The sequence below is a fragment of the Nonomuraea sp. 10N515B genome (assembly GCF_052245915.1).
Lineage (GTDB): Bacteria > Actinomycetota > Actinomycetes > Streptosporangiales > Streptosporangiaceae > Nonomuraea.
Map to the genome: position 1 here is coordinate 12,191 of NZ_JBQQBQ010000062.1, position 18,158 is coordinate 30,348.

An 18,158-nucleotide genomic window follows, 5' to 3' on the forward strand; every position below is an offset into this window, starting at 1 on the left:
GCCCCCACTCGACGGCCGTCCTGTACGGTCGTACAGGACATACGATAAGCCGCGGATGTTACAGAACGCGTACCCGGCGGGAAAATGAGACGATGACCACAGCCGACGACACCCGCAGCCGCATCCTGGCCGCGGCCAGAGAGCTGTTCGCCGAGCGCGGCTACGCGGCCACGTCCCTGGCCGACATCGCCGCCGCCGTCGGCCTGACCAAGACCGCCGTCGCCTACCACTTCCACCCGAAGGACCGCCTGGCCGCCGAGCTGCTCTCGCCGGCGGCGGACGACATGCTCCAGCTCCTCGGCGCCGACCACGCGACCCGGGACGACTTCGTCGAGGCCCTGGTCTCGTTCGCGGTGCGCTACCGCTCGGTGATCCGCCTGTTCATGGAGGACCTGTCCGCCGACGACTCCGTCTCGCCGGGCTCGAAGCGGGATACGGTCAGGACGTTCAGGGACGAGATCCACGCCAAGCTCGTGGGCGACGATCCCGGCCCGGACGTCCGGCTCAAGAGCTGGGCGCTGCTCGGCGCGCTGCTGTGGGGCGTGGTCAAGACCATGGACCTGCCCGAGGACCAGGTGCGCGCCGTGCTCCTCGAGTCCTGCCACGCCTTCTAAAGGCCGAGGATCTCCCGCTCGACGTGGTCGAGTGCGAGGCGTACCGCACCCAAGGCCACCCCTTCGTCCCCGAAGGTGGACGCGACCACCTCGGGCGCGCTCACGCACAGCTCGGCCAGGTGCCGGCGGAGCGGTTCGAGCAGCACGTCGCCGGCGCGCGAGTAGCCGCCGCCGAGCACCAGCAGGTCCGGGTCGATGGCCAGGACGAGCGCCGAGGCGCCGATCGCGAGATTCTCCGCGTAGCGGTCCACCCGGCACACGGCGTCCCGCTCACCCCGCAGCGCCGCCTCGAACACCTCCGCCGCCGAGGCGTCCTTGACCAGCTCGCGGGCGGCGTCCTCCCACCCGACCTGGCGCAGCGTGCCGATCTCGCCCGCCGCCCCGCTGCGCCCGGGATGCAGGCGGCCGCCGATCAGGATGCCGGCGCCCGCCCGGTGGCCGATCAGCACGTACACGACGTCGGAGGCATGCTGCGCGCTGCCGCGCCAGTGCTCGGCCAGGGCCGCGAGGTTGGCGTCGTTGGCGGCCAGCGCGGTGCCGCCGAACCAGCGCCCGGCCAGCCCCGCCAGGTCCACCCCGGTCCAGCCGGGCAACGTGATCGACAGTGACACCCGGCCGGTGCGGTCCACGATGCCCGAAGTCCCCGCCGCCACCGCCCACACGTGCTTGCGTGCCACGCCCGCGCTGTCCACGCACGTCAGCGCCGTGCGCCGGGCCGCCTCCAGCCGCTCGTGCGCGGCGGCGTCGCCGGAGACGCCCGCCCGCTGCCAGGCGATCACCTCGCCGCTGAGATCGGCCAGCGCCGCGACGATGCCGTCGCCGCCGACATCCACGCCCACCACGTAGCCGGCGTCCGCCCGGAACCCGAACCGCCGCGCGGGCCGCCCCATCACGCCCTCGTCGGGCGGCACCTCCTTGACGAAGCCGCGCTCGCTCAGCTCGTCGAGCACCGCCTCCACCGTCTGCCTGGACAGCCCGGTGACGCGGCCGAGCTGCGTCAGCGTGGCCACGCCCTCGCGCCGCAGGGCCCTGAGCGTGACCTGGGTGTTCACCTTGCGCAGCAGCGACGCGTCACCCGGCCGGAGCTCGGTCAACTTATGAGACCCTTTCTCATAACTGCCTCATAGCTGTCCATTGACGTCTATCAGCCAGGATCCTAGCATCGACCGACATACGTGAATTGGTTACATAAGTGGAGGCGCAATGGTGACTCTCGCCGTGGTCGGCGCGGGCTTTCGGGGGACCGGCTACGCCCGCCACGCCGTAGACACCGGCCGGGCCCGCGTGGTCGCCGTGGCCGATCCGCTGGACAGCCGGCGCGAACGGTTCCCCGAGGCCGTGCAGTACGCGGACTGGCGCGAGCTGGCCGCGCTGCCCCGCCAGGCGGACGCGGTGATCATCGCCACCCAGGACCGCGACCACGTCGAGCCCGCGGTCCGCCTCGCCGAGCTCGGCTACGACATCCTGCTGGAGAAGCCGATGGCGGTCTCCGAGGACGACTGCCGGGCGATCGTCGCGGCCGCCGAGCGCTCCGGCGCGGTCTTCGCGGTCTGCCACGTGCTGCGCTACACGCCGTACACACGGGCGTTGAAGGCGCTGCTCGACGCCGGCCGGATCGGCGAGATCGTCAGCATCCAGCACCTGGAGCCGGTCGGGTGGTGGCACCAGGCGCACTCGTACGTGCGGGGCAACTGGCGGCGTACGGACGAATCCACGTTCATGCTGCTCGCCAAGTCCTGCCACGACCTCGACTGGCTGGTCCACCTGACCGGCAAGCAGGTCACCCGCGTCTCCTCGTTCGGCGGGCTCCAGCACTTCCGCCCGGAGAACCGGCCCGCCGGCGCGGCCGACCGCTGCCTGGACTGCGTGGTCGAGCCCGGCTGCCCGTACTCCGCCAAGCGCATCTACCTGCCGCTGACCGGGCGCGCGGTGTGGCCGCTATCGGTGCTCACCGACGACGTCACGGAAGAGGGAGTGCTGGCGGCGCTCAGGACCGGCCCGTACGGCAGGTGCGTGTACGCCTGCGACAACGACGTGGTCGACCACCAGGTGGTGAACATGGAGTTCGAGGGCGGCGCGACCGCGTCGTTCACCATGACGGCCTTCACCCCTGCGCTGCACCGGCAGACGCGGATCTTCGGCACCCGAGGGTGGATCGAGGGCGACGGCGACCGCCTGAATGTCTTCGACTTCGTCACCGGCCGGTCCGAGATCGTCGAGACCCGCCCCACAGGGGACGCGACGGCCAGGGGCGGCCATGGGGGCGGTGATGAGGCGCTGGTGGAGGCGTTCCTGACCGCGGTCGCCACGAGAGACCGCGCGCCGATCCTCTCCTCACCGGCCGAGAGCCTGCACAGCCACCTCATCGCCTGGGCCGCCGAGAGGTCGCGGCTGCACGGCGAAACCGTATCCCTGGAAGGAACCCCCCGATGAAGGCACGCCCGCACATGCTGCGCGGCAGGGCCGTCACTGGCCGGAGATGGCGCCGGTCGGGCCTTCCGACGGCTCCGTGGGGTCGGGGCCCGACTGGCCCTGGAGCCCGACGACGATCAGCACCGAGGTTCCCGGCGCCGCGCAGGTGCCCGGCGGGACGCTCTGGCTGAGGACCATCCCCACACGTGACTCGTCCTCCACGACCCGGCCCTGGAACCGCGCCCGGAACCCGGCCGCCGCCAGCGCACCCTGCCCTTCCTCCCGGCTCTTGCCCACGACGGACGGTACGGCGGCGCCCCTGCGAGCCACCGTGAGCGCGACCGGGGTGCCGCCTGCCACCCGCTTCCCGGCCTGGGGTTGCGTGCTGAGCACCTGCCCGTTCGGCTGGTCGGAGCAGGCACGGGTGACGGTGCCGACGGCGAGGCCGGCGCCGGTCAGGGCGGATTCGGCGGCCCTGCGCTGAAGGCCGGCGACGGAGGGCACGGCCAGCCCCGCCGACACCTGGAGCGTGACAGTGCTGCCCTTGGGCACGGCCGAGCCGGAGGCGGGTTTACTGCTCAGCACCTGGCCGATCTTCTGCGGCGAGTCGGCCTGGGTCACCGTCCCGGCCACCAGTCCCGCCTGTTTGATGGCTTTGATCGCCTTGGCACGATCCAGCCCGGCCAGGGGCGGGACGGGGACGGTCACCGGCGGCGCCACTGAGGAGTCGACAGGCGGCTTGCGGGCCTCCTGCGTTTCCTTGGGTTTGGCGGGGGAGGACTTCTCGGCGGAGGGCGTGGACGGCGCGGGTTCCGATTGCGCGGGCGGGGCCGGTCTCGCCACCTGTGCGGCGGGCTCGTTCTTGTTCAGGTTGGGGACGACCAGGGCGAACAGCACGGCCGCGGTCACCAGGAGGGCAGCGCAGACGGCGACGGCGGCCCGGGGCCACCTCCTCCTGTCATGGCCCTCCGTGTCAACGGTCCGCACGCCGTCGTCGCCCGCCCCGGAAGCGGACGCGGGGCCGGGCCCGGATGCCGTCGCCGGGTCCGAGGACTGAGCGCCCATGGTCCGGCCCGGCAACAAGTAGCCTCCCGGCAGCCCGGTGGCCTCCGGTTCGGCGACGGGAGTCCGGGGCTCGGGGACCAGGGGCGGGGTGAGCCGCAGGATGTGCGGCGGCGGCGTGCCGAGCACCTCGGCCGGCAACTCCTCCGACTCCCCCAGCAGCTCGAACAGCAACTCCCTGCTGGTCGGCCGGTTCCTGGCGTCCTTGTCCAGGCAGGACTCCACCAGCCGCCGCAGCCGCCCCTCCAGCAGCCCCAGCTCGGGCGGCGCCGTCAGGATGCGGTGCAGCACCGGCGCCACCGAGTCCTGCCCGAACGGCGCCGTCGCGTTGGCCGCGAAGCACATCGTCGCACCCCACGAGAACACATCCGCCTGGCCCGTGACGGCCGACGCCGTGATCTGCTCCGGCGCCATGTAGGCAGGCGTCCCCACGCCCCTGCCGCTCACCGTGGCCGCCGCGTCCAGCGCCCTGGCCAGGCCGAAGTCGATCACCCGCGGCCCGTCCGGCCCGAGCAACACGTTCTGGGGCTTGAAGTCCCGATGGACGATGCCCGCGCGGTGGATGGCCGTGATCGCGGTCGCGGTACTGACCGCCAGCCGCTCCAGCGCTCCGCCGCGTCGCGGCCCGGTCAGCGCGACCTCCCTGGCCAGCGACGGCCCATCGACGTATTCGCTCACGATGTACGGCCGGCCCTCGTCGAACCCAGCGTCGATCACCTGGGCCGTGCAGAACCTCGCCACATACTTGGCCAGCTCGACTTCCCGTAAGAACGCCGCCCGCTCGTCGCCCACCGGTCCGTGCAGCAGCTTGACCGCGTACGTCTCCCCGCCCCGCGAACCGAGGAACACCGCGCCTTGACCACCCTCGCCCAGACGCCCGGAAAGCGCGTACTCTCCGAGTCGCTGCGGGTCCCCCGTTCTGAGCGGCTGTGCCGTTGGCACGGGGCGCCTCCCCTCGCCGCCACCCCACTTCCGCTCTCTACTGAAAGCAACGGATTGCCACCAGTCAACGGTGCTCAGGGCAATCGCGGCCTGACCGTGATACAGCGGGTCAAGAGGTACGGGTGACCGTGCCCGAATACGTCACTTCGTCCTTACCTTGGCGCGTCACCTTGATGGCCATCTGGTCGGCGTACGACGTCGGGAACATGCGCAACGTGCCCGGATAACATTCCTCGCCCACGACCTGATCGAGCGCGAACACCATCCCGGTCCCCGTTCGCCCCAGCCGCCCCGAGCAGTGCAGGTCGGCCCCCCACCGCATGTTCCCGCCGTCGTCGCCCAGGCGCAGCTCGACGGGGAAGACCCGCTGGGCGGTGAAATGCTCGGCCGAGCCCGTCCACGTCCCCTCCAGCCCGGGCCCCTGCGCACCGCGCTGCCAGAACACGAAGCCGGCCACCCCCATGGCCAGCCCAGCCGCCGCCACCCCCATCTGCCAGGCCCGGGGCCGCCGGCGGGGGCGCTCCGGCTGCGGCGAGGTGCGGGCGACCGTGGGGAAGCTGGTGGTCGGATCGGGGTCCGTGACCGATCCCCCTGTGGTGGTGACCCCCGCGCCCAGCCCACCCGTCACCGAGCCGACGGCCGCGGACAGCCCGCTGCCGGAGGCTGTGGACACGGGTCCGGTGCCGGAGGCTGCGGGCGCGGGTCCGGTGCCGGAGGCTGCGGGCGCGGGTCCGGAGGCCGCGGGCGCGGGGCCGGAGGCCGGGAGCGTGGGGGTGGGGCCGGAGGCCGGGAGCGTGGGGGTGGGGCCGGAGGCCGGGAGCGTGGGGGTGGAGCGCGGGAGGGCGGCCATCGCGCCCGACGACAGCACGTCCTCGCCTGCCGCGTCCTGCCCCAGCAACCACCGCAGCACTTCCTCGGCGTCCGGCCGGTCCCCCGGCTCGGGCGCCAGGCACGCCTCCACGATCTCGCGCAGCCGCCCGCTCAGCGGCCCCAGGTGCGGCTTCCCGTACAGGATCCTGGCCAGGACCTCCTGATAGGTGTCCGCCGTGTACGAGTGCCGCCCGGTCGCGGTGTACGCGACGGTCAGCCCCCACGCCCACAGGTCGGCGGCCGGCCCGGCGGGCTCGCCCTTGATGCGCTCGGGCGGCAGGTACGCCGGCGTCCCGACGGGGATCTGGCTGGTGGTCGCGGTAGTGGTGGTGACCAGCCGGGACACCCCGAAATCGATCACCCGCGGCCCGTCGAGCCCGAGCAGCACGTTGCCCGGCTTGAAGTCCCGGTGCACGACGCCGGCCCGGTGGATGGCGCCGAGCGCGGTGGCGGTGCCGATGGCCAGGCGTTCCAGGGATCCGCCCTGCCGCGGCCCCTTGGCGAGCACGTGTTGCTGGAGCGACGGCCCCTCGACGTACTCGCTGACCAGATAGGGCCGGTCTCCTTCGAGGTCGGCGTCGAGCAGCTGGGCCGTGCAGAACGCGGCCACCCGCCGCACCGCCTCCACCTCTCCCAGGAATCGGCGGCGCATGTCGGGGTCACCGGACAGGCTGGCGTGCAGCAGCTTGATCGCGACCTGCGCCCCCTGCGGCGAATGGCCGAGGTAGACGACGCCCTGGCCGCCCTGACCGAGCCTGCGCGACAACCGGTACGCCCCAAGCTGACGTGGGTCATCGGTTCGTAGCTCGGACATATTTCGGCATTATGCCGTCCCTTAGATCAGTTGCGCGTAATCATCCAGCAGAGGCAGCACGGTGTCGGCCTGGCCACTGGGCAACGTGGCAACCGCCTCCTGGATCCCGAGCCCGGCGAAGTAGTCGAGCTTCTCCCTGGTCGGCCGCGTGCCGAACGGGATCACCTCGGCCATCGGCCGCTCCGCCTTCTCGCACGCCTCGCGCAACGCCGGCAGCGCGGCCTTGATGCCGGCGCCGCCGATCGGCATCCAGCCGTCGGCGTACTCGGCGACGTGGGCGAACAGCTTCGGCCCCGCGGCGCCGCCCACGTAGACCGGCGGGCCGCTGATCGGCTTCGGCCAGCACCAGGACGGCTCGAAGCCGTCGAAGGAGGCCACCTCGTCGCGCCAGAGTGCCCGCATCGCCAGCACGTTGCGCCTGGCCACTTCGCGGCGGCGGGCGTACGGGACGCCGTGGTTCTCGATCTCCTCCACGTTCCAGCCGAAGCCGACGCCGACCGCGACCCGCCCGCCCGACAGGTGGTCCAGCGTGGCGATGGCCTTGGCGGTCACGATGGGATCGCGCTGGGCGGCCAGCAGGATGCCGGTGCCGACGCGCAGCCGGCGGGTCGCGGCGGCGGCGAACGAGAGTGCGACCAGGGGGTCGAGCGTGCGCTTGTACTCCTCGGGCAGCTCGTCCTGCCCGGCGGCGGGCGGCGTGCGGCGCGAGACCGGGATGTGGGTGTGCTCGGGCAGCCAGAGGGAGTCGAAACCGCGTTCCTCGGCCGCCCTGGCGAGCTCGTAGATCGGCATGGCCAGATCCGTGGCGAACATCGTGACGCCCAGTCTCATGCGCCCTCCTCGTAGTTAACCAAGCGATTGCTCGGCTAAGATTTCCAGAGTAGCTTGCAGAGGAACCGTCCGCGGAAAGAGGTCCCCGGTGAAGTTTTCCATCTTCCTGAATCCGCAGATTCCAGGCTCTGGATATGCAGCCGAGGAGAACGCCAAGGCCAAGCGCCCGATCGGGCGGGACACGGAGTCGTACCAGAGGCTGCTGCACGAGGTCCGGGAGATCGCCGTCCACGCCGACCAGATCGGGTTCGACGCGCTGATGATGACCGAGCACCACTTCCACTCCGAGGGCATGGAGTTCTCCGTCAATCCACTGATGTTCCTCACCGACCTCGCCGCGCGTACGGAGCGGATCCTGCTCGCGCCGCTCGGCCTGGTGCTGCCCGCGTGGGACCCGATCAGGGCGGCCGAGGACGTCGCGCTGCTCGACCAGTTCAGCAAGGGACGGCTGCGGCTGGGCGTGGCACGTGGTTACCAGAACCGCTGGATGAACGTCCTGGGCCAGCGCTGGCACGCCGCCGCCGCCCGCTCGGACGGCTCGGCGTCCGACACCCGTAACTTCGACGTCTTCGGCGAAGTGCTGAAGATCATGAAGCTGGCGTGGACCGAGGAGACCCTGCGGTACAAGTCCGACGTGCTCGACTATCAGGTGCCCTACCCGTACGAGGGCATCGAGGGCTGGCCCGCCCAGGAGTGGACCCGGACCTTCGGCGCGCCTGCCGAGCTCGACGAGGAGGGCAAGGTCGTGGCCGTGTCGGTCTGCCCGCGGCCGTACCAGAACCCGCACCCCGAGCTGTGGCAGCCCTTCACGATCTCCGACCGGTCGGTCATCAGGGCCGCGCAGGAGAACATCCTGCCGTGGATGTTCACCCCCAACCCGGACGACCACGCCGCCAAGGCCAAGCTCTACCAGGAGGAGTCCGCCAAGCAGGGCCGCCACTACAAGCTGGGCGAGCACACCGGCATCCTGAAGATCGTCGGGATCGCGGACACCACCGAGCAGGCGATCAACACCTTCGGCCGCAGCATCCCCAAGGACTTCGCCGCCTTCTTCGGCCCCTTCGGATATCTGGAGGTGCTGCGGAAGAAGGAGGACGAGAAGCACAAGCCGATCTCCCCGGAGAAGGGCGACGCCAAGCGCATGAACGACGTCGAGATGGCCCTGTTCGGCACGCCCGACGACATCAAGCGCGGCATCCAGCGCATGCTCGACCGGATGCCGGACCTGGAGTGGTTCGGGCTCTACATGCAGGGGCAGCAGGGCGTGCTGCCGCTCGACACGGTCAAGCGCAACCTTGAGCTGTTCGCCACCAAGGTCGCCCCGGAGTTTCGATGAAGATCTGGCTGGGGGCCTCGTTCGTCGACGCCGGCCAGTTCGTGGAGCTGGCCCGGGCGGCCGAGCGGTGCGGGTTCGACACGTTGACGCTGTCGGACCACCTCTTCTACGCCGACTTCGCCACACCGTACCCCTACTCGCGGTCGGGACGGCCGCGCTGGGACGCCACGACGCACTGGCCGGACGTGTGGGTGACGATCGGGGCGATGGCGGCGGTCACCACGTCCCTGCGTTTCTCGCCGAACGTCTACATCGCCCCCGTCCGCGACCTGCTCACCGTGGCGAAGCAAGTGTCCACGGCGGCGGTGTTGTCCCGCGACCGGGTGACGTTCGGAGTGGGCGTGGGGTGGTGCAAGGAGGAGTTCGTCGCCACAGGACAGGACTTCCACACGCGGGGGCGGCGGCTGGACGCCATGCTCCCCGTGCTGCGCTCGCTCTGGGCCGGCGAGACGGTCAGCCTGGACGGCCTCCCGCCCCTGTCGATCTCGCCGACTCCTTCTCAACGCATCCCGGTGTACGTGGGCGGCGACAGCGAGGCGGCCCTGCGGCGGGCGGCCCGCGCCGGCGACGGCTGGATCGGCAACCGCATCTACACGGAGGAGCAGCTCGACCCCGTGCTCGACACGCTGCGCCGGCACCTCGACGAGAACGGCAGGACGGGGCCGTTCGACATCATCGCGCCGCTCGCCGTGCTGCCGGACGCGGAAACCTACCGTCATTTCGCCGCCAAAGGCGTGACCGGCACGCTGGCCGCCCCGTGGTGGCTGGCCACCCCGGAGGAGAAGGCACGGTACGGCGAGGGCACACTCGAGCTCAAGATCGCCACCATGGAACGCTTCGCCGAGGAGGTCATCGCCAAGCTCTGACGCTGCGGGGTCAGGCCGGCGGGAGGCCGAGCTCGGCCATGAGCGTGTCAACCAGGTCGAGAGGCGGCTCCGCCACCACCCCGACGCGGGCCAGCGCCGCGAGCCCCAGGTAGCCGCCGTACCCGGCCAGCACCCGCCGGCGGGCCTCCCCCGGCGGCTGCCCGGCTTCCTCCAACGTGGCCTGCATATACGCCAGCCGCCGCTCGCTCACCCGCCGCACCACCGCCCCCACCACTGGATCGTCGGCCTCGCTGATCAGCCGGAACGAGACGGCCGCGTCCCGCCCGCTCCCCAGGGCGCCTTCGAGCAGCATCCGCATGCGCGCCACCGGATCACGCACCGCCTCCAGCCCGGCGATGATCTCCTCGGTCTCGGCCTCCCAGCGCCACAGCGCCGCCTCCACCAGCGCATGCCGGTTGGCGAAGTGCCAGTAGAAGCTGCCTTTCGACACACCCAGCCGCACGGCCACCGGCTCGACGGCGACGGCGGCGAGCCCGCCTTCCGCCAGCGCGTCCAGCGCGGCCCGCGCCCAGTCATCCGCGTTCAACCGGCCCACCCGCCCAGCCTGCCATACGGCACCGTATAGTCAGCACCATACGCATCCGTATGGAAGAGGTGGCCATGTCCCAGCTCGCCGACCGGCTCATCCCCCGCCCCGACGCCGCCGAACGTCACTCCATCGTGATCAATGCCCCGCGCGAGCGCGTCTGGGACGCCCTCACCCACCTGCGACCGTCGGACGTCCGCCTCGCCAAGCCGCTCTTCGCCGCCCGCGCGCTGGTCTCGCGGTCACGCGGCGGCCGGCCCCATCCCGGCATGTCCGCCTTCACGCTCCTGGCCGAGGACCCGGGCCGCGAGGTGGTCCTGGGCACGGTCGGCCAGTGGTGGCGCCTGGGCCGCGCCGAGGACACGCCGTCCATCACGACCGCCGGTGACTTCGACGCCTTCGACCGCCCGGGCTACGCGAAGGGGACGTTCAGCTTCGTGCTGGAGGAGGCGGGCTCCGGGCGAGTGCGGCTGGTGACCGAGACCCGCGTCCTGGCCACGAGCCCGGCCGCACGACGGGCGTTCCTGCGATATTGGGCGGTGATCCGTCTCGGCAGCGGCCTGGTCCGCCACATCATCCTGTCCGCCGTCCGCGCCCGCGCCACCCAAGCACCCTAGGCGTCCGGCCCATCGGCGAGATTCTTCATGATGCGCCGCAGCATGTCCGTCACCTGCGCGACCTCCTCCGGCGAGAACCCCGCGAAGACCTGGCGACTGATCTTCCCGAAGACCGGCGGCAGCCGGGGCACCAGCGCGTGCCCGTCGTCCGTCAGCTCGATGACGATCGAACGCCGGTCCGCGGAGGGAGATCCTCATGACCGGGCTGGAGGATTGTGTGCGTTTCGGATGGACTATCAGAGGTACGAGCGGCTCGATGACGGCTGGGTCCGCGCTCACTTCGGCGGTGGGCAGAGTGTGGACGGGGATCTGCTCGTGGGGGCCGAGGGTGCCCGCTCGCGGGTGCGGGCCCAGCTTCTGCCCGAGGCCGTGGTGGACGAGCTCAACTGGGTGCTTTACGGCAGGACCTGGATCACGCCCGAGCTACTGGCCGATACGCCCTCGGAGCTGGTCGACTCCTTCAACCGGGTCATCGCCCCGGACGGCCGGGCCGTCTCCATCGCCACTTGCCGGACACTCACCCCCGTGCCCGAGGCCGTCGCCCGGCACGCTCCCGGTGCGCAGATCACGGACCTCCCCGGGTATTTCTCCTGGACGGCGAGCGTGCCCGGCCCCCGGCCCGACGGCATGCCGCCCGCAGAGCTGCACCGGCTGGCCAGGGACACGGCGCGGGGGTGGCACGAAGGGGTCCAGCGCATCGTGCGGGAGGCGGAGGTCGAGGCGACGTTCGTCCTGCAGGTCTACTCGGCGCACCGGGTGGAGCCTTGGGAGGAGGAGCCGGCCGTCACGCTGGTCGGGGACGCCGTCCACAGTATGAGCCCGGGACGGGGTGAAGGGGCCAACGTGGGGCTCCACCCCTTCGCCCAATCCCGGCCCCCGCGGCCCACCCCCTGAGGTGGGCGATAACCTCGTGTCGTGCTGGATAAGATCGCAGCCACCCGTTATGTGACCCCGCTGCGGGAGGGCGGGTCGCTGCCCGGCGTCGTCGAGGCCGACGACCTGGGCACCTACGTCGTGAAGTTCCGTGAGGCGGGTCAGGGCCGCAGGGTGCTGGTCGCCGAGATCATCGCCGGCGAGCTCGCCCGCCGGCTCGGGCTCAAGACCCCCGAGCTCAAGCTCATCGACCTCGACCCGCAGCTCGGCATCCGGGAGCCGGACGAGGAGGTCCAGGACCTGCTCAAGGCCAGCACCGGGCTCAACCTGGCGGTGGATTTCCTGCCGGGCGCGCTGGGGTTCGATCCGCTGGCGTGGACGGCGGACCCGGTGTTCGCGGCGCGGGTGGTGTGGTTCGACGGCCTCATTCACAATATCGACCGGAGCTGGCGCAACCCCAACCTGCTGGTCTGGCACCGCGAGACCTGGCTGATCGACCACGGCGCGTCGCTCTGGTTCCATCACAACTGGCCCACGGCCGATCCGCAGCGCCCGTTCGACGCCGGTGACCACGTGCTCGCCCCGTTCGCCGGCGACGTGGCGGCCGCGGGCGCCGACCTGGCGGGGAAGATCACGCGCGAGCTGCTGGAGACCGTGACGGCTCTGGTGCCGGACGAATGGCTCGACGAAGAGCCGGGATTCGACGACCCGCAGGCGGTGCGGGAGGCGTACGTCGATCATCTGGTGCGGCGGGCGCACGGGCCGCGCGAGTGGCTGGTGCGCGGCGGAGAGCAGGCCACGCGGCAGTCCGGGCCGGGGTCCGTCGGCGAGTTCTGGCGGGGAGGCGCCCGGTGACCAGGGACGTGTACGAGTACGCGGTCATCCGCGTGATCCCCAAGGTGGAGCGGGGTGAGCAGATCAACGCGGGCGTGCTGCTCTACTGCCAGCCGCGCGGCTACCTGTGCGCGCGGGTGGAGCTGGATCCGGCCCGGTTGCGCGCGCTCGACCCGACGGCCGACGTGGACGCGGTACGCCGGGCGCTCGGCGCGTACGAACGGGCCTGCGGCGAGGAGGCCGGACCGCTGGAGTCGGAGTCGCTGGGGGGCAGGTTCCGCTGGCTGACGGCGCCTCGCAGCACGATCGTGCAGGCGGGTCCGGTGCACGCGGGCCTCACCGCGGATCCGGACACGGAGCTGGCCCGGCTGTTCGACAAGCTCGTACGTCTCTAAAAGAGCACGGACATGAAGGTGTCCACTTCGACGAAGCCGACCTTGCGGTAGACCGCTCGCGCCGAGTGGTTGTAGTCGTTGACGTAGAGGGTCACCACCGGGGCGAAGCACTGCAAGGCGGCCTCGACCACGGCGGCCATGCCCGCCACCGCGTGCCCCCTGCCGCGCAGCTCCGGGTCCACCCACACGCCCTGGATCTGGCAGGCCTGCGGCGTGACTGCCCCCACTTCCGCCTTGAACACGACCTTCCCGTTGTCGATGCGCGCGTAGGACCGGCCGATCCTGATCAGCTCGGCGACCCTGGTGCGGTAGAGCGCGCCGCCGTCGCCGAGGTTGGGCGAGACGCCGACTTCCTCGGTGAACATGGCCACGCACGCCGGCAGCAGGATGTCGAACTCCTCCGGCCGCACCCGCCGGACGAGCGGGTCGGCGGGCACCGGCGGTTTGCGCGAGGTGGCCATGACCGGCTGCGCCCAGCGGATCGCCCTGGCCCGGCCCCAGTAGGGCTCGAGCCGCTCCCACAGCAGGGAGACCGCATCCACCGGACCCACGATGGACGAGCAGCGACGCCCCTGTTTCCGGGCACGGTCGGCGAACGCGTGCACCGCCTCGGGACCGGCGCTGACCGGCACCATGTTGGCCCCCGCGTAGCAGAGTGACACGAGGCCACCGCGCGGCCCGAATCCCCACATCTGCCCGCCGAGCCGCGCCGGATTGAGTCCGACGGCGCGCACTCTGGAGGAGACGAAGACGTTGGCGACCGGATCGGTGTCCAAAAGGGCGAGAACCTCGTCCCGGTCGCTGTCGTCAAGCACACGCGACGCCGATGTACGCAGCATCACACGGTCAGACTACGCGAAGGGTTACCGATTAGCTCATCACGCGCTCCTCACGGTAACCCTTTCTTGACGTCATCGTGCTCCAAGCACCCCCGTGAGCACCCCCAGGAGCTCGTGGTGCTGAGCCGGCGCCTGCGCCGCCATGCGGGCGGCCGCCGCCGCACGGGGCGGGGGCAGCGGGTCGCAGACCGCGTCACGCGGCGGCACGGACCCGTCCCGCAGGTACGCCGCCAGATGCCGGTCCACACACTGGTTACCCGCCAGCGACGCCCCATGGTTGCCGCCCTTGTCGACCACCATGCGCGCGCTGGGGAAGAGCGTGCGCATCCGCAGAGCCCCCGTATACGGGGTCGCGGCGTCGCCACGGGTCTGGAGCATGAGAATGGGCGGCAGCTGCGACGAGCCCTGCACCCGGACCGGCTTCCCGCCGGGGACCGGCCAGAAGGCGCAGGGGGCGTTGAACCAGGCGTTCGGCCAGGTCATGAACGGCGCCTGGCGATGCATCGCCGTCATGTCGGTCCGCCACGTCTCCCATTGGCGCGGCCAGGTGGCATCGCGGCACTGGACGCCGAGGTAGACGGCGTAGCCGTTCTCCTTGGTGGAGTCGTTCTTGCCGTGCTTGGTGTAGATGTCGACCAGGCCCTTCACGTCGCCCTGGCGCACGTAGGACGACCACGCCTGGGCGAAGAGGGGCCATACCCGGTCGCTGTACCCGGCGACGGTGAAGGTGTCGTCGAGCTCGCTCGGGCCCACGACCCCGCCCGCCGGACGTTCCCGCAGCCGCGTGCGCATCGCGTAGTAGGCGAACGACGTCTGCGTGGGCGTGGCGCCCAGCTTGTAGGTGGAGTGGTGCTTGGCCGTCCAGGCGAGGAACTGGCGGTGCCGGCGTTCGAAGGCCTCGTCCTGGGCCAGGTTCGCCTTGTACCAGACACCGGTCGGGTCCACGATGCTGTCCATGACCAGGCGCTTGACCCGGTGCGGGAAGAGCGTGGCGTAGACGGCGCCCAGGTAGGTGCCGTACGAGTAGCCCAAGTAGCTGATCTTCTCCTCGCCGAGGGCGGCGCGGATCGTGTCCATGTCCCTGGCCGAGTTCTCCGTGGTCAGGTGCGGCAGCAGCCAGGACCAGAAGTGACCGCAGCGGGTGGCGTAGTCGGAGGCTCTGCCCAGCAGCGCACGCTCCTCGCTCAGCGTGCGCGGGACCGCGTCCGGTCTCGGGGCCTTGTAGTGGACCTCCGGGTCCATGCAGTGCAGCGAAGGCTCACTGCCGCCGACGCCGCGCGGATCGAACCCCACGATGTCGTAGCGTTCGCTCACCTTGGCGGGCAGCGTCGCGGCCACGTACGCGGTCATGCTCCGCCCCGACGCCCCGGGACCGCCGGGGTTGATCAGCAGCGTGCCGAGGTGGTTGGCGTCACGCGACACCTTGGCCTTGATCCTGTTGATCGCCACCTTGATCGACTGCCCCATGGGCTCGCCGTAGTCGAGCGGCACCCGGACCGTGGCGCACTCGATGCTCGCGTTCACCGGCTTCCCCGCCACCGCCGGACAGGCCCCCCAGGCCACCGGCGCCTGTCTGGCGGCGATGGCCGGCGCCCCGCCGCCGGAGATCGCGACCCCTGCGATGAGCACCGCCATACCGGCGACAACCCTAACTACCCGCTTCACCCGGCCCCCTCACACGTCATAGGCCTTGCGATGCTCTCTGAGCGACTGGGCCGTGACGCTGGGTATGGGGAAATACTTGCCAATCTGTAATCGGCTCGTGGCAAAGAGTAGCGCTACGACGACACCGGCGACGCAGGCCGCAGGGTCCGGCTCATCCCGACCTGATCAGCTGACCGAAACCACGGGACCGGAGTCGTCGTCGAGGTCGACCTCGACGCCCATCTCTTCGGCCAGCCGCAGCGCTTCCTCGATCAGGGTCTCCACGATCTGCGACTCGGGCACGGTCTTGATGACCTCGCCCTTGACGAAGATCTGCCCCTTGCCGTTGCCCGAAGCCACCCCGAGGTCCGCCTCGCGGGCCTCGCCGGGGCCGTTGACCACGCAGCCCATCACGGCCACCCGGAGCGGGACCTTCATGCCCTCCAGGCCGGCCTGGACCTGCTCGGCCAGCGTGTAGACGTCCACCTGGGCGCGGCCGCACGACGGGCAGGAGACGATCTCCAGGCCGCGTTCGCGCAGTCCGAGCGACTCCAGGATCTGGGCGCCGACCTTGACCTCCTCGACCGGGGGCGCGGAGAGCGAGACGCGGATCGTGTCGCCGATGCCCTCGGCCAGCAAGGCGCCGAAGGCCACGGCGGACTTGATCGTGCCCTGGAAGGCCGGCCCCGCCTCGGTGACGCCCAGGTGCAGCGGGTAGTCGCACTTGGCGGCCAGCAGGCGGTAGGCGTTGATCATAACAACGGGGTCGTTGTGCTTGACCGAGATCTTGATGTCGCGGAAGTCGTGCTCCTCGAACAGCGAGCACTCCCACAGCGCCGACTCCACCAGCGCCTCGGGCGTGGCCTTGCCGTACTTCTGGAGCAGGCGGGGGTCAAGGGAACCGGCGTTGACGCCGATCCGGATGGGGACGCCGTGGTCGGCGGCAGCGCGGGCGATCTCGCCCACCTTGTCGTCGAATTTCTTGATATTTCCGGGGTTGACCCGGACAGCCGCGCAGCCCGCTTCGATGGCGGCGAAGACGTACTTCGGCTGGAAATGGATGTCCGCGATGACGGGGATCTGGGACTTCTTCGCGATGATCGGCAGCGCGTCCGCGTCATCCTGGGACGGCACGGCCACGCGGACGATCTGGCAGCCCGACGCCGTCAGCTCCGCGATCTGCTGCAACGTGGCGTTGACGTCGGCGGTCACCGTGGTCGTCATCGACTGCACCGAGACGGGCGCGTCGCCGCCCACGGGCACGGTGCCGACCATGATCTGGCGGGAGTGGCGGCGATCGGCGAGCGGCTTGGGGCGGACGGTCGGGATGCCGAGAGCTACGGAAGACATATCAACCCTTACTGTGACGACGGTTTCAAGTTTATGTAGCTAGCGGGACTGCCCGGCTGTGAGTTCGGCCGCACGGGCACGGGCCCACGAGTCGGCGGCCAGCACCTCGTCCACCGAGTCCGCCGGGGTCACGGAATGCTCCTCGACGACCTTGGCCACGGTGTCGACGATCGCCGGGAACGGCAACCCGCCACGCGTGAACGCCTCCACACACGCCTCGTTGGCCGCGTTGTAGACGGCGGGCGCGGTGCCGCCTTCGGTGCCGACGTGCCGGGCCAGCGCCACCGCCGGGAAGGCCACGTCGTCCAGCGGCTCGAACGTCCACGTGTGCGCCTTGCTCCAGTCGATGGCCAGGGCCGCGCCGGGCACGCGGTGCGGGTGTCCGAGCGCGAGCGCGATCGGCAGGCGCATGTCGGGCGGGCTGGCCTGCGCCATGGTCGAGCCGTCCACGTATTCGACCATGGAGTGGATGATCGACTGCGGGTGCACCACCACCTCGATCCGGTCGAAGTCCAGGTCGAACAGCAGATGCGCCTCGATCACCTCGAGCCCCTTGTTGACCAGCGTCGCGGAGTTGATGGTGATCACCGGCCCCATGGACCAGGTGGGGTGGGCCAGCGCCATCTCGGGGGTGACGTCGGCCATCTCCTCGCGCCTCATGCCCCGGAACGGCCCGCCGCTGGCGGTCACCACGAGCCGGCGGACACTGTCCGGGTCGTACGCGCCGGGCCCCGAGGCCCACAGGCACTGCTGCAGCGCCGAGTGCTCGGAGTCGACCGGCAGCAACTGACCGGGCTTGGCCAGCCGCTTCACCAGCGGCCCACCGATGATCAGGGACTCCTTGTTGGCCAGGGCCAGCGTCCTGCCCGCTTCGAGTGCGACGAGCGTGGAGGTCAGCCCGAGCGCGCCGGTGATGCCGTTGAGCACCGTGTCGCACGGCCACGCCGCCACCCGCGCGACCCCGTCGTGGCCGCCGAACACCTCAGGCCTGGCGCCGTGCGCGGCCAGCGCCTCCTTCAGCGCGGGCACGGCCGCCTCGTCCGCCACCGCCACCGCCTCGACGCCGAACTCGGCGGCCTGCCGGGCCAGCAGCTCGACCCGGCCACCTCCGGCCGCCAGCGCCGCGACCTTGAAGCCGCCGGGGTTGGCGGCCATGACATCGAGGGCCTGAGTGCCGATCGAACCGGTGGAGCCGAGCAGGACGACGGAGCGGAGGGTGTGTGCATGCACGCGTCCATTGTCCCCGCTGCGGAGGGCGGCCGAGCACCGGGTGGCGGACGTACCGAAATCCGCTTACGTATGTGACGCGAGA

The 18,158-nt window shown here is 71.1% G+C and carries 18 protein-coding genes; 8 read left to right on the forward strand and 10 right to left on the reverse strand.

What is annotated here, in order from left to right; genetic code table 11:
• Positions 1 to 92 precede the first annotated feature (92 nt).
• Positions 93 to 614 (forward strand): TetR/AcrR family transcriptional regulator, encoded by a 522-nt coding sequence (locus ACTWQA_RS48240; protein ID WP_443165577.1) that lies wholly within the window; start codon positions 93 to 95, stop codon positions 612 to 614.
• On the opposite strand, the gene ACTWQA_RS48245 is transcribed toward ACTWQA_RS48240, so the two are convergent.
• The gene (locus tag ACTWQA_RS48245) at positions 611 to 1,708 is read right to left on the reverse strand and encodes an ROK family transcriptional regulator (protein ID WP_443165578.1); all 1,098 of its coding nucleotides are present in this window, start codon (positions 1,706 to 1,708) and stop codon (positions 611 to 613) included. The genes ACTWQA_RS48240 and ACTWQA_RS48245 overlap by 4 nt on opposite strands.
• A 109-nt stretch (positions 1,709 to 1,817) precedes the next feature.
• Here ACTWQA_RS48245 and ACTWQA_RS48250 point away from each other — a divergent pair, with 109 nt between their 5' ends.
• Complete coding sequence (locus ACTWQA_RS48250; RefSeq protein WP_443165579.1) at positions 1,818 to 3,047, forward strand: Gfo/Idh/MocA family protein; 1,230 nt, start codon at positions 1,818 to 1,820, stop codon at positions 3,045 to 3,047.
• A gap of 33 nt (positions 3,048 to 3,080) precedes the next feature.
• Here ACTWQA_RS48250 and ACTWQA_RS48255 read toward each other — a convergent pair whose 3' ends face one another.
• The 3 genes from ACTWQA_RS48255 to ACTWQA_RS48265 form a co-directional block, all read right to left on the reverse strand.
• Complete coding sequence (locus ACTWQA_RS48255) at positions 3,081 to 5,030, reverse strand: protein kinase domain-containing protein (protein ID WP_443165580.1); 1,950 nt, start codon at positions 5,028 to 5,030, stop codon at positions 3,081 to 3,083.
• Between the two features lie 109 nt (positions 5,031 to 5,139).
• Positions 5,140 to 6,714 carry a protein kinase domain-containing protein gene (locus ACTWQA_RS48260; RefSeq protein ID WP_443165581.1) on the reverse strand — a complete coding sequence of 525 codons (1,575 nt, stop codon included), beginning with the start codon at positions 6,712 to 6,714 and terminating at the stop codon, positions 5,140 to 5,142.
• A 21-nt stretch (positions 6,715 to 6,735) separates the two neighbouring features.
• On the reverse strand, positions 6,736 to 7,545 hold the full coding sequence (locus ACTWQA_RS48265; RefSeq protein ID WP_443165582.1) for an LLM class F420-dependent oxidoreductase: 810 nt from the start codon (positions 7,543 to 7,545) through the stop codon (positions 6,736 to 6,738).
• Positions 7,546 to 7,633: 88 nt separating this feature from the next.
• Here ACTWQA_RS48265 and ACTWQA_RS48270 point away from each other — a divergent pair, with 88 nt between their 5' ends.
• Together ACTWQA_RS48270 and ACTWQA_RS48275 are read left to right on the forward strand one after the other, a co-directional pair.
• Entirely contained in the window at positions 7,634 to 8,881 is a 1,248-nt protein-coding gene (locus tag ACTWQA_RS48270; protein ID WP_443165583.1) for an LLM class flavin-dependent oxidoreductase, read from the forward strand.
• Complete coding sequence (locus tag ACTWQA_RS48275; protein WP_443165584.1) at positions 8,878 to 9,747, forward strand: TIGR03619 family F420-dependent LLM class oxidoreductase; 870 nt, start codon at positions 8,878 to 8,880, stop codon at positions 9,745 to 9,747. The genes ACTWQA_RS48270 and ACTWQA_RS48275 overlap by 4 nt, the downstream gene beginning before the upstream one ends.
• 10 nt (positions 9,748 to 9,757) lie before the next feature.
• On the opposite strand, the gene ACTWQA_RS48280 is transcribed toward ACTWQA_RS48275, so the two are convergent.
• Positions 9,758 to 10,303: a TetR/AcrR family transcriptional regulator gene (locus ACTWQA_RS48280; protein ID WP_443165585.1), complete on the reverse strand. Its 546-nt coding sequence runs from the start codon at positions 10,301 to 10,303 to the stop codon at positions 9,758 to 9,760.
• Between the two features lie 50 nt (positions 10,304 to 10,353).
• Between ACTWQA_RS48280 and ACTWQA_RS48285 the strand changes: the two genes are divergently transcribed.
• On the forward strand, positions 10,354 to 10,911 hold the full coding sequence (locus ACTWQA_RS48285) for a hypothetical protein (RefSeq protein WP_443165586.1): 558 nt from the start codon (positions 10,354 to 10,356) through the stop codon (positions 10,909 to 10,911).
• On the opposite strand, the gene ACTWQA_RS48290 is transcribed toward ACTWQA_RS48285, so the two are convergent.
• Entirely contained in the window at positions 10,908 to 11,042 is a 135-nt protein-coding gene (locus tag ACTWQA_RS48290; RefSeq protein ID WP_443165587.1) for a hypothetical protein, read from the reverse strand. The two genes, ACTWQA_RS48285 and ACTWQA_RS48290, sit on opposite strands and share 4 nt — an antisense overlap.
• Positions 11,043 to 11,139: 97 nt before the next feature.
• On the opposite strand from ACTWQA_RS48290, the gene ACTWQA_RS48295 reads away from it, so the two are divergent.
• Genes ACTWQA_RS48295 through ACTWQA_RS48305 form a run of 3 tightly spaced genes read left to right on the forward strand, consistent with a single transcriptional unit; the run spans position 11,140 to position 13,013 of the window.
• Positions 11,140 to 11,805 carry a hypothetical protein gene (locus ACTWQA_RS48295; protein WP_443165588.1) on the forward strand — a complete coding sequence of 222 codons (666 nt, stop codon included), beginning with the start codon at positions 11,140 to 11,142 and terminating at the stop codon, positions 11,803 to 11,805.
• A 21-nt stretch (positions 11,806 to 11,826) separates the two neighbouring features.
• Positions 11,827 to 12,639, forward strand: a complete 813-nt coding sequence (locus ACTWQA_RS48300) for a HipA family kinase (RefSeq protein WP_443165589.1) — start codon at positions 11,827 to 11,829, stop codon at positions 12,637 to 12,639.
• On the forward strand, positions 12,636 to 13,013 hold the full coding sequence (locus ACTWQA_RS48305; RefSeq protein ID WP_327584697.1) for a DUF3037 domain-containing protein: 378 nt from the start codon (positions 12,636 to 12,638) through the stop codon (positions 13,011 to 13,013). Before ACTWQA_RS48300 ends, ACTWQA_RS48305 begins: the two co-directional genes overlap by 4 nt.
• On the opposite strand, the gene ACTWQA_RS48310 is transcribed toward ACTWQA_RS48305, so the two are convergent.
• The 4 genes from ACTWQA_RS48310 to dxr all read right to left on the reverse strand — a co-directional run bounded on the left by ACTWQA_RS48310 (position 13,010) and on the right by dxr (position 18,001).
• Complete coding sequence (locus ACTWQA_RS48310; protein ID WP_443165607.1) at positions 13,010 to 13,852, reverse strand: GNAT family N-acetyltransferase; 843 nt, start codon at positions 13,850 to 13,852, stop codon at positions 13,010 to 13,012. The genes ACTWQA_RS48305 and ACTWQA_RS48310 overlap by 4 nt on opposite strands.
• Positions 13,853 to 13,924: 72 nt before the next feature.
• Entirely contained in the window at positions 13,925 to 15,487 is a 1,563-nt protein-coding gene (locus tag ACTWQA_RS48315; protein ID WP_443165590.1) for an alpha/beta hydrolase, read from the reverse strand.
• Between the two features lie 195 nt (positions 15,488 to 15,682).
• Positions 15,683 to 16,846, reverse strand: a complete 1,164-nt coding sequence (gene ispG, locus ACTWQA_RS48320; protein WP_443165591.1) for a flavodoxin-dependent (E)-4-hydroxy-3-methylbut-2-enyl-diphosphate synthase — start codon at positions 16,844 to 16,846, stop codon at positions 15,683 to 15,685.
• 39 nt (positions 16,847 to 16,885) lie between these two features.
• Positions 16,886 to 18,001, reverse strand: coding sequence for a 1-deoxy-D-xylulose-5-phosphate reductoisomerase (gene dxr / locus ACTWQA_RS48325; RefSeq protein WP_443165608.1), 1,116 nt, complete (start codon positions 17,999 to 18,001; stop codon positions 16,886 to 16,888).
• Positions 18,002 to 18,158: the final 157 nt, after the last annotated feature.

Coding starts and splice junctions, on each gene's coding strand:
- ACTWQA_RS48240 (WP_443165577.1), top strand. CDS start 93: ATGACCACAGCCGACGACACCCGCAGCCGCATCCTGGCCGCGGCCAGA.
- ACTWQA_RS48250 (WP_443165579.1), top strand. CDS start 1,818: ATGGTGACTCTCGCCGTGGTCGGCGCGGGCTTTCGGGGGACCGGCTAC.
- ACTWQA_RS48260 (WP_443165581.1), bottom strand. CDS start 6,714: ATGTCCGAGCTACGAACCGATGACCCACGTCAGCTTGGGGCGTACCGG.
- ACTWQA_RS48265 (WP_443165582.1), bottom strand. CDS start 7,545: ATGAGACTGGGCGTCACGATGTTCGCCACGGATCTGGCCATGCCGATC.
- ACTWQA_RS48275 (WP_443165584.1), top strand. CDS start 8,878: ATGAAGATCTGGCTGGGGGCCTCGTTCGTCGACGCCGGCCAGTTCGTG.
- ACTWQA_RS48285 (WP_443165586.1), top strand. CDS start 10,354: ATGGAAGAGGTGGCCATGTCCCAGCTCGCCGACCGGCTCATCCCCCGC.
- ACTWQA_RS48295 (WP_443165588.1), top strand. CDS start 11,140: ATGGACTATCAGAGGTACGAGCGGCTCGATGACGGCTGGGTCCGCGCT.
- ACTWQA_RS48310 (WP_443165607.1), bottom strand. CDS start 13,852: ATGCTGCGTACATCGGCGTCGCGTGTGCTTGACGACAGCGACCGGGAC.
- ACTWQA_RS48315 (WP_443165590.1), bottom strand. CDS start 15,487: ATGGCGGTGCTCATCGCAGGGGTCGCGATCTCCGGCGGCGGGGCGCCG.
- ispG (WP_443165591.1), bottom strand. CDS start 16,846: ATGTCTTCCGTAGCTCTCGGCATCCCGACCGTCCGCCCCAAGCCGCTC.
- dxr (WP_443165608.1), bottom strand. CDS start 18,001: ATGGCCGCCAACCCCGGCGGCTTCAAGGTCGCGGCGCTGGCGGCCGGA.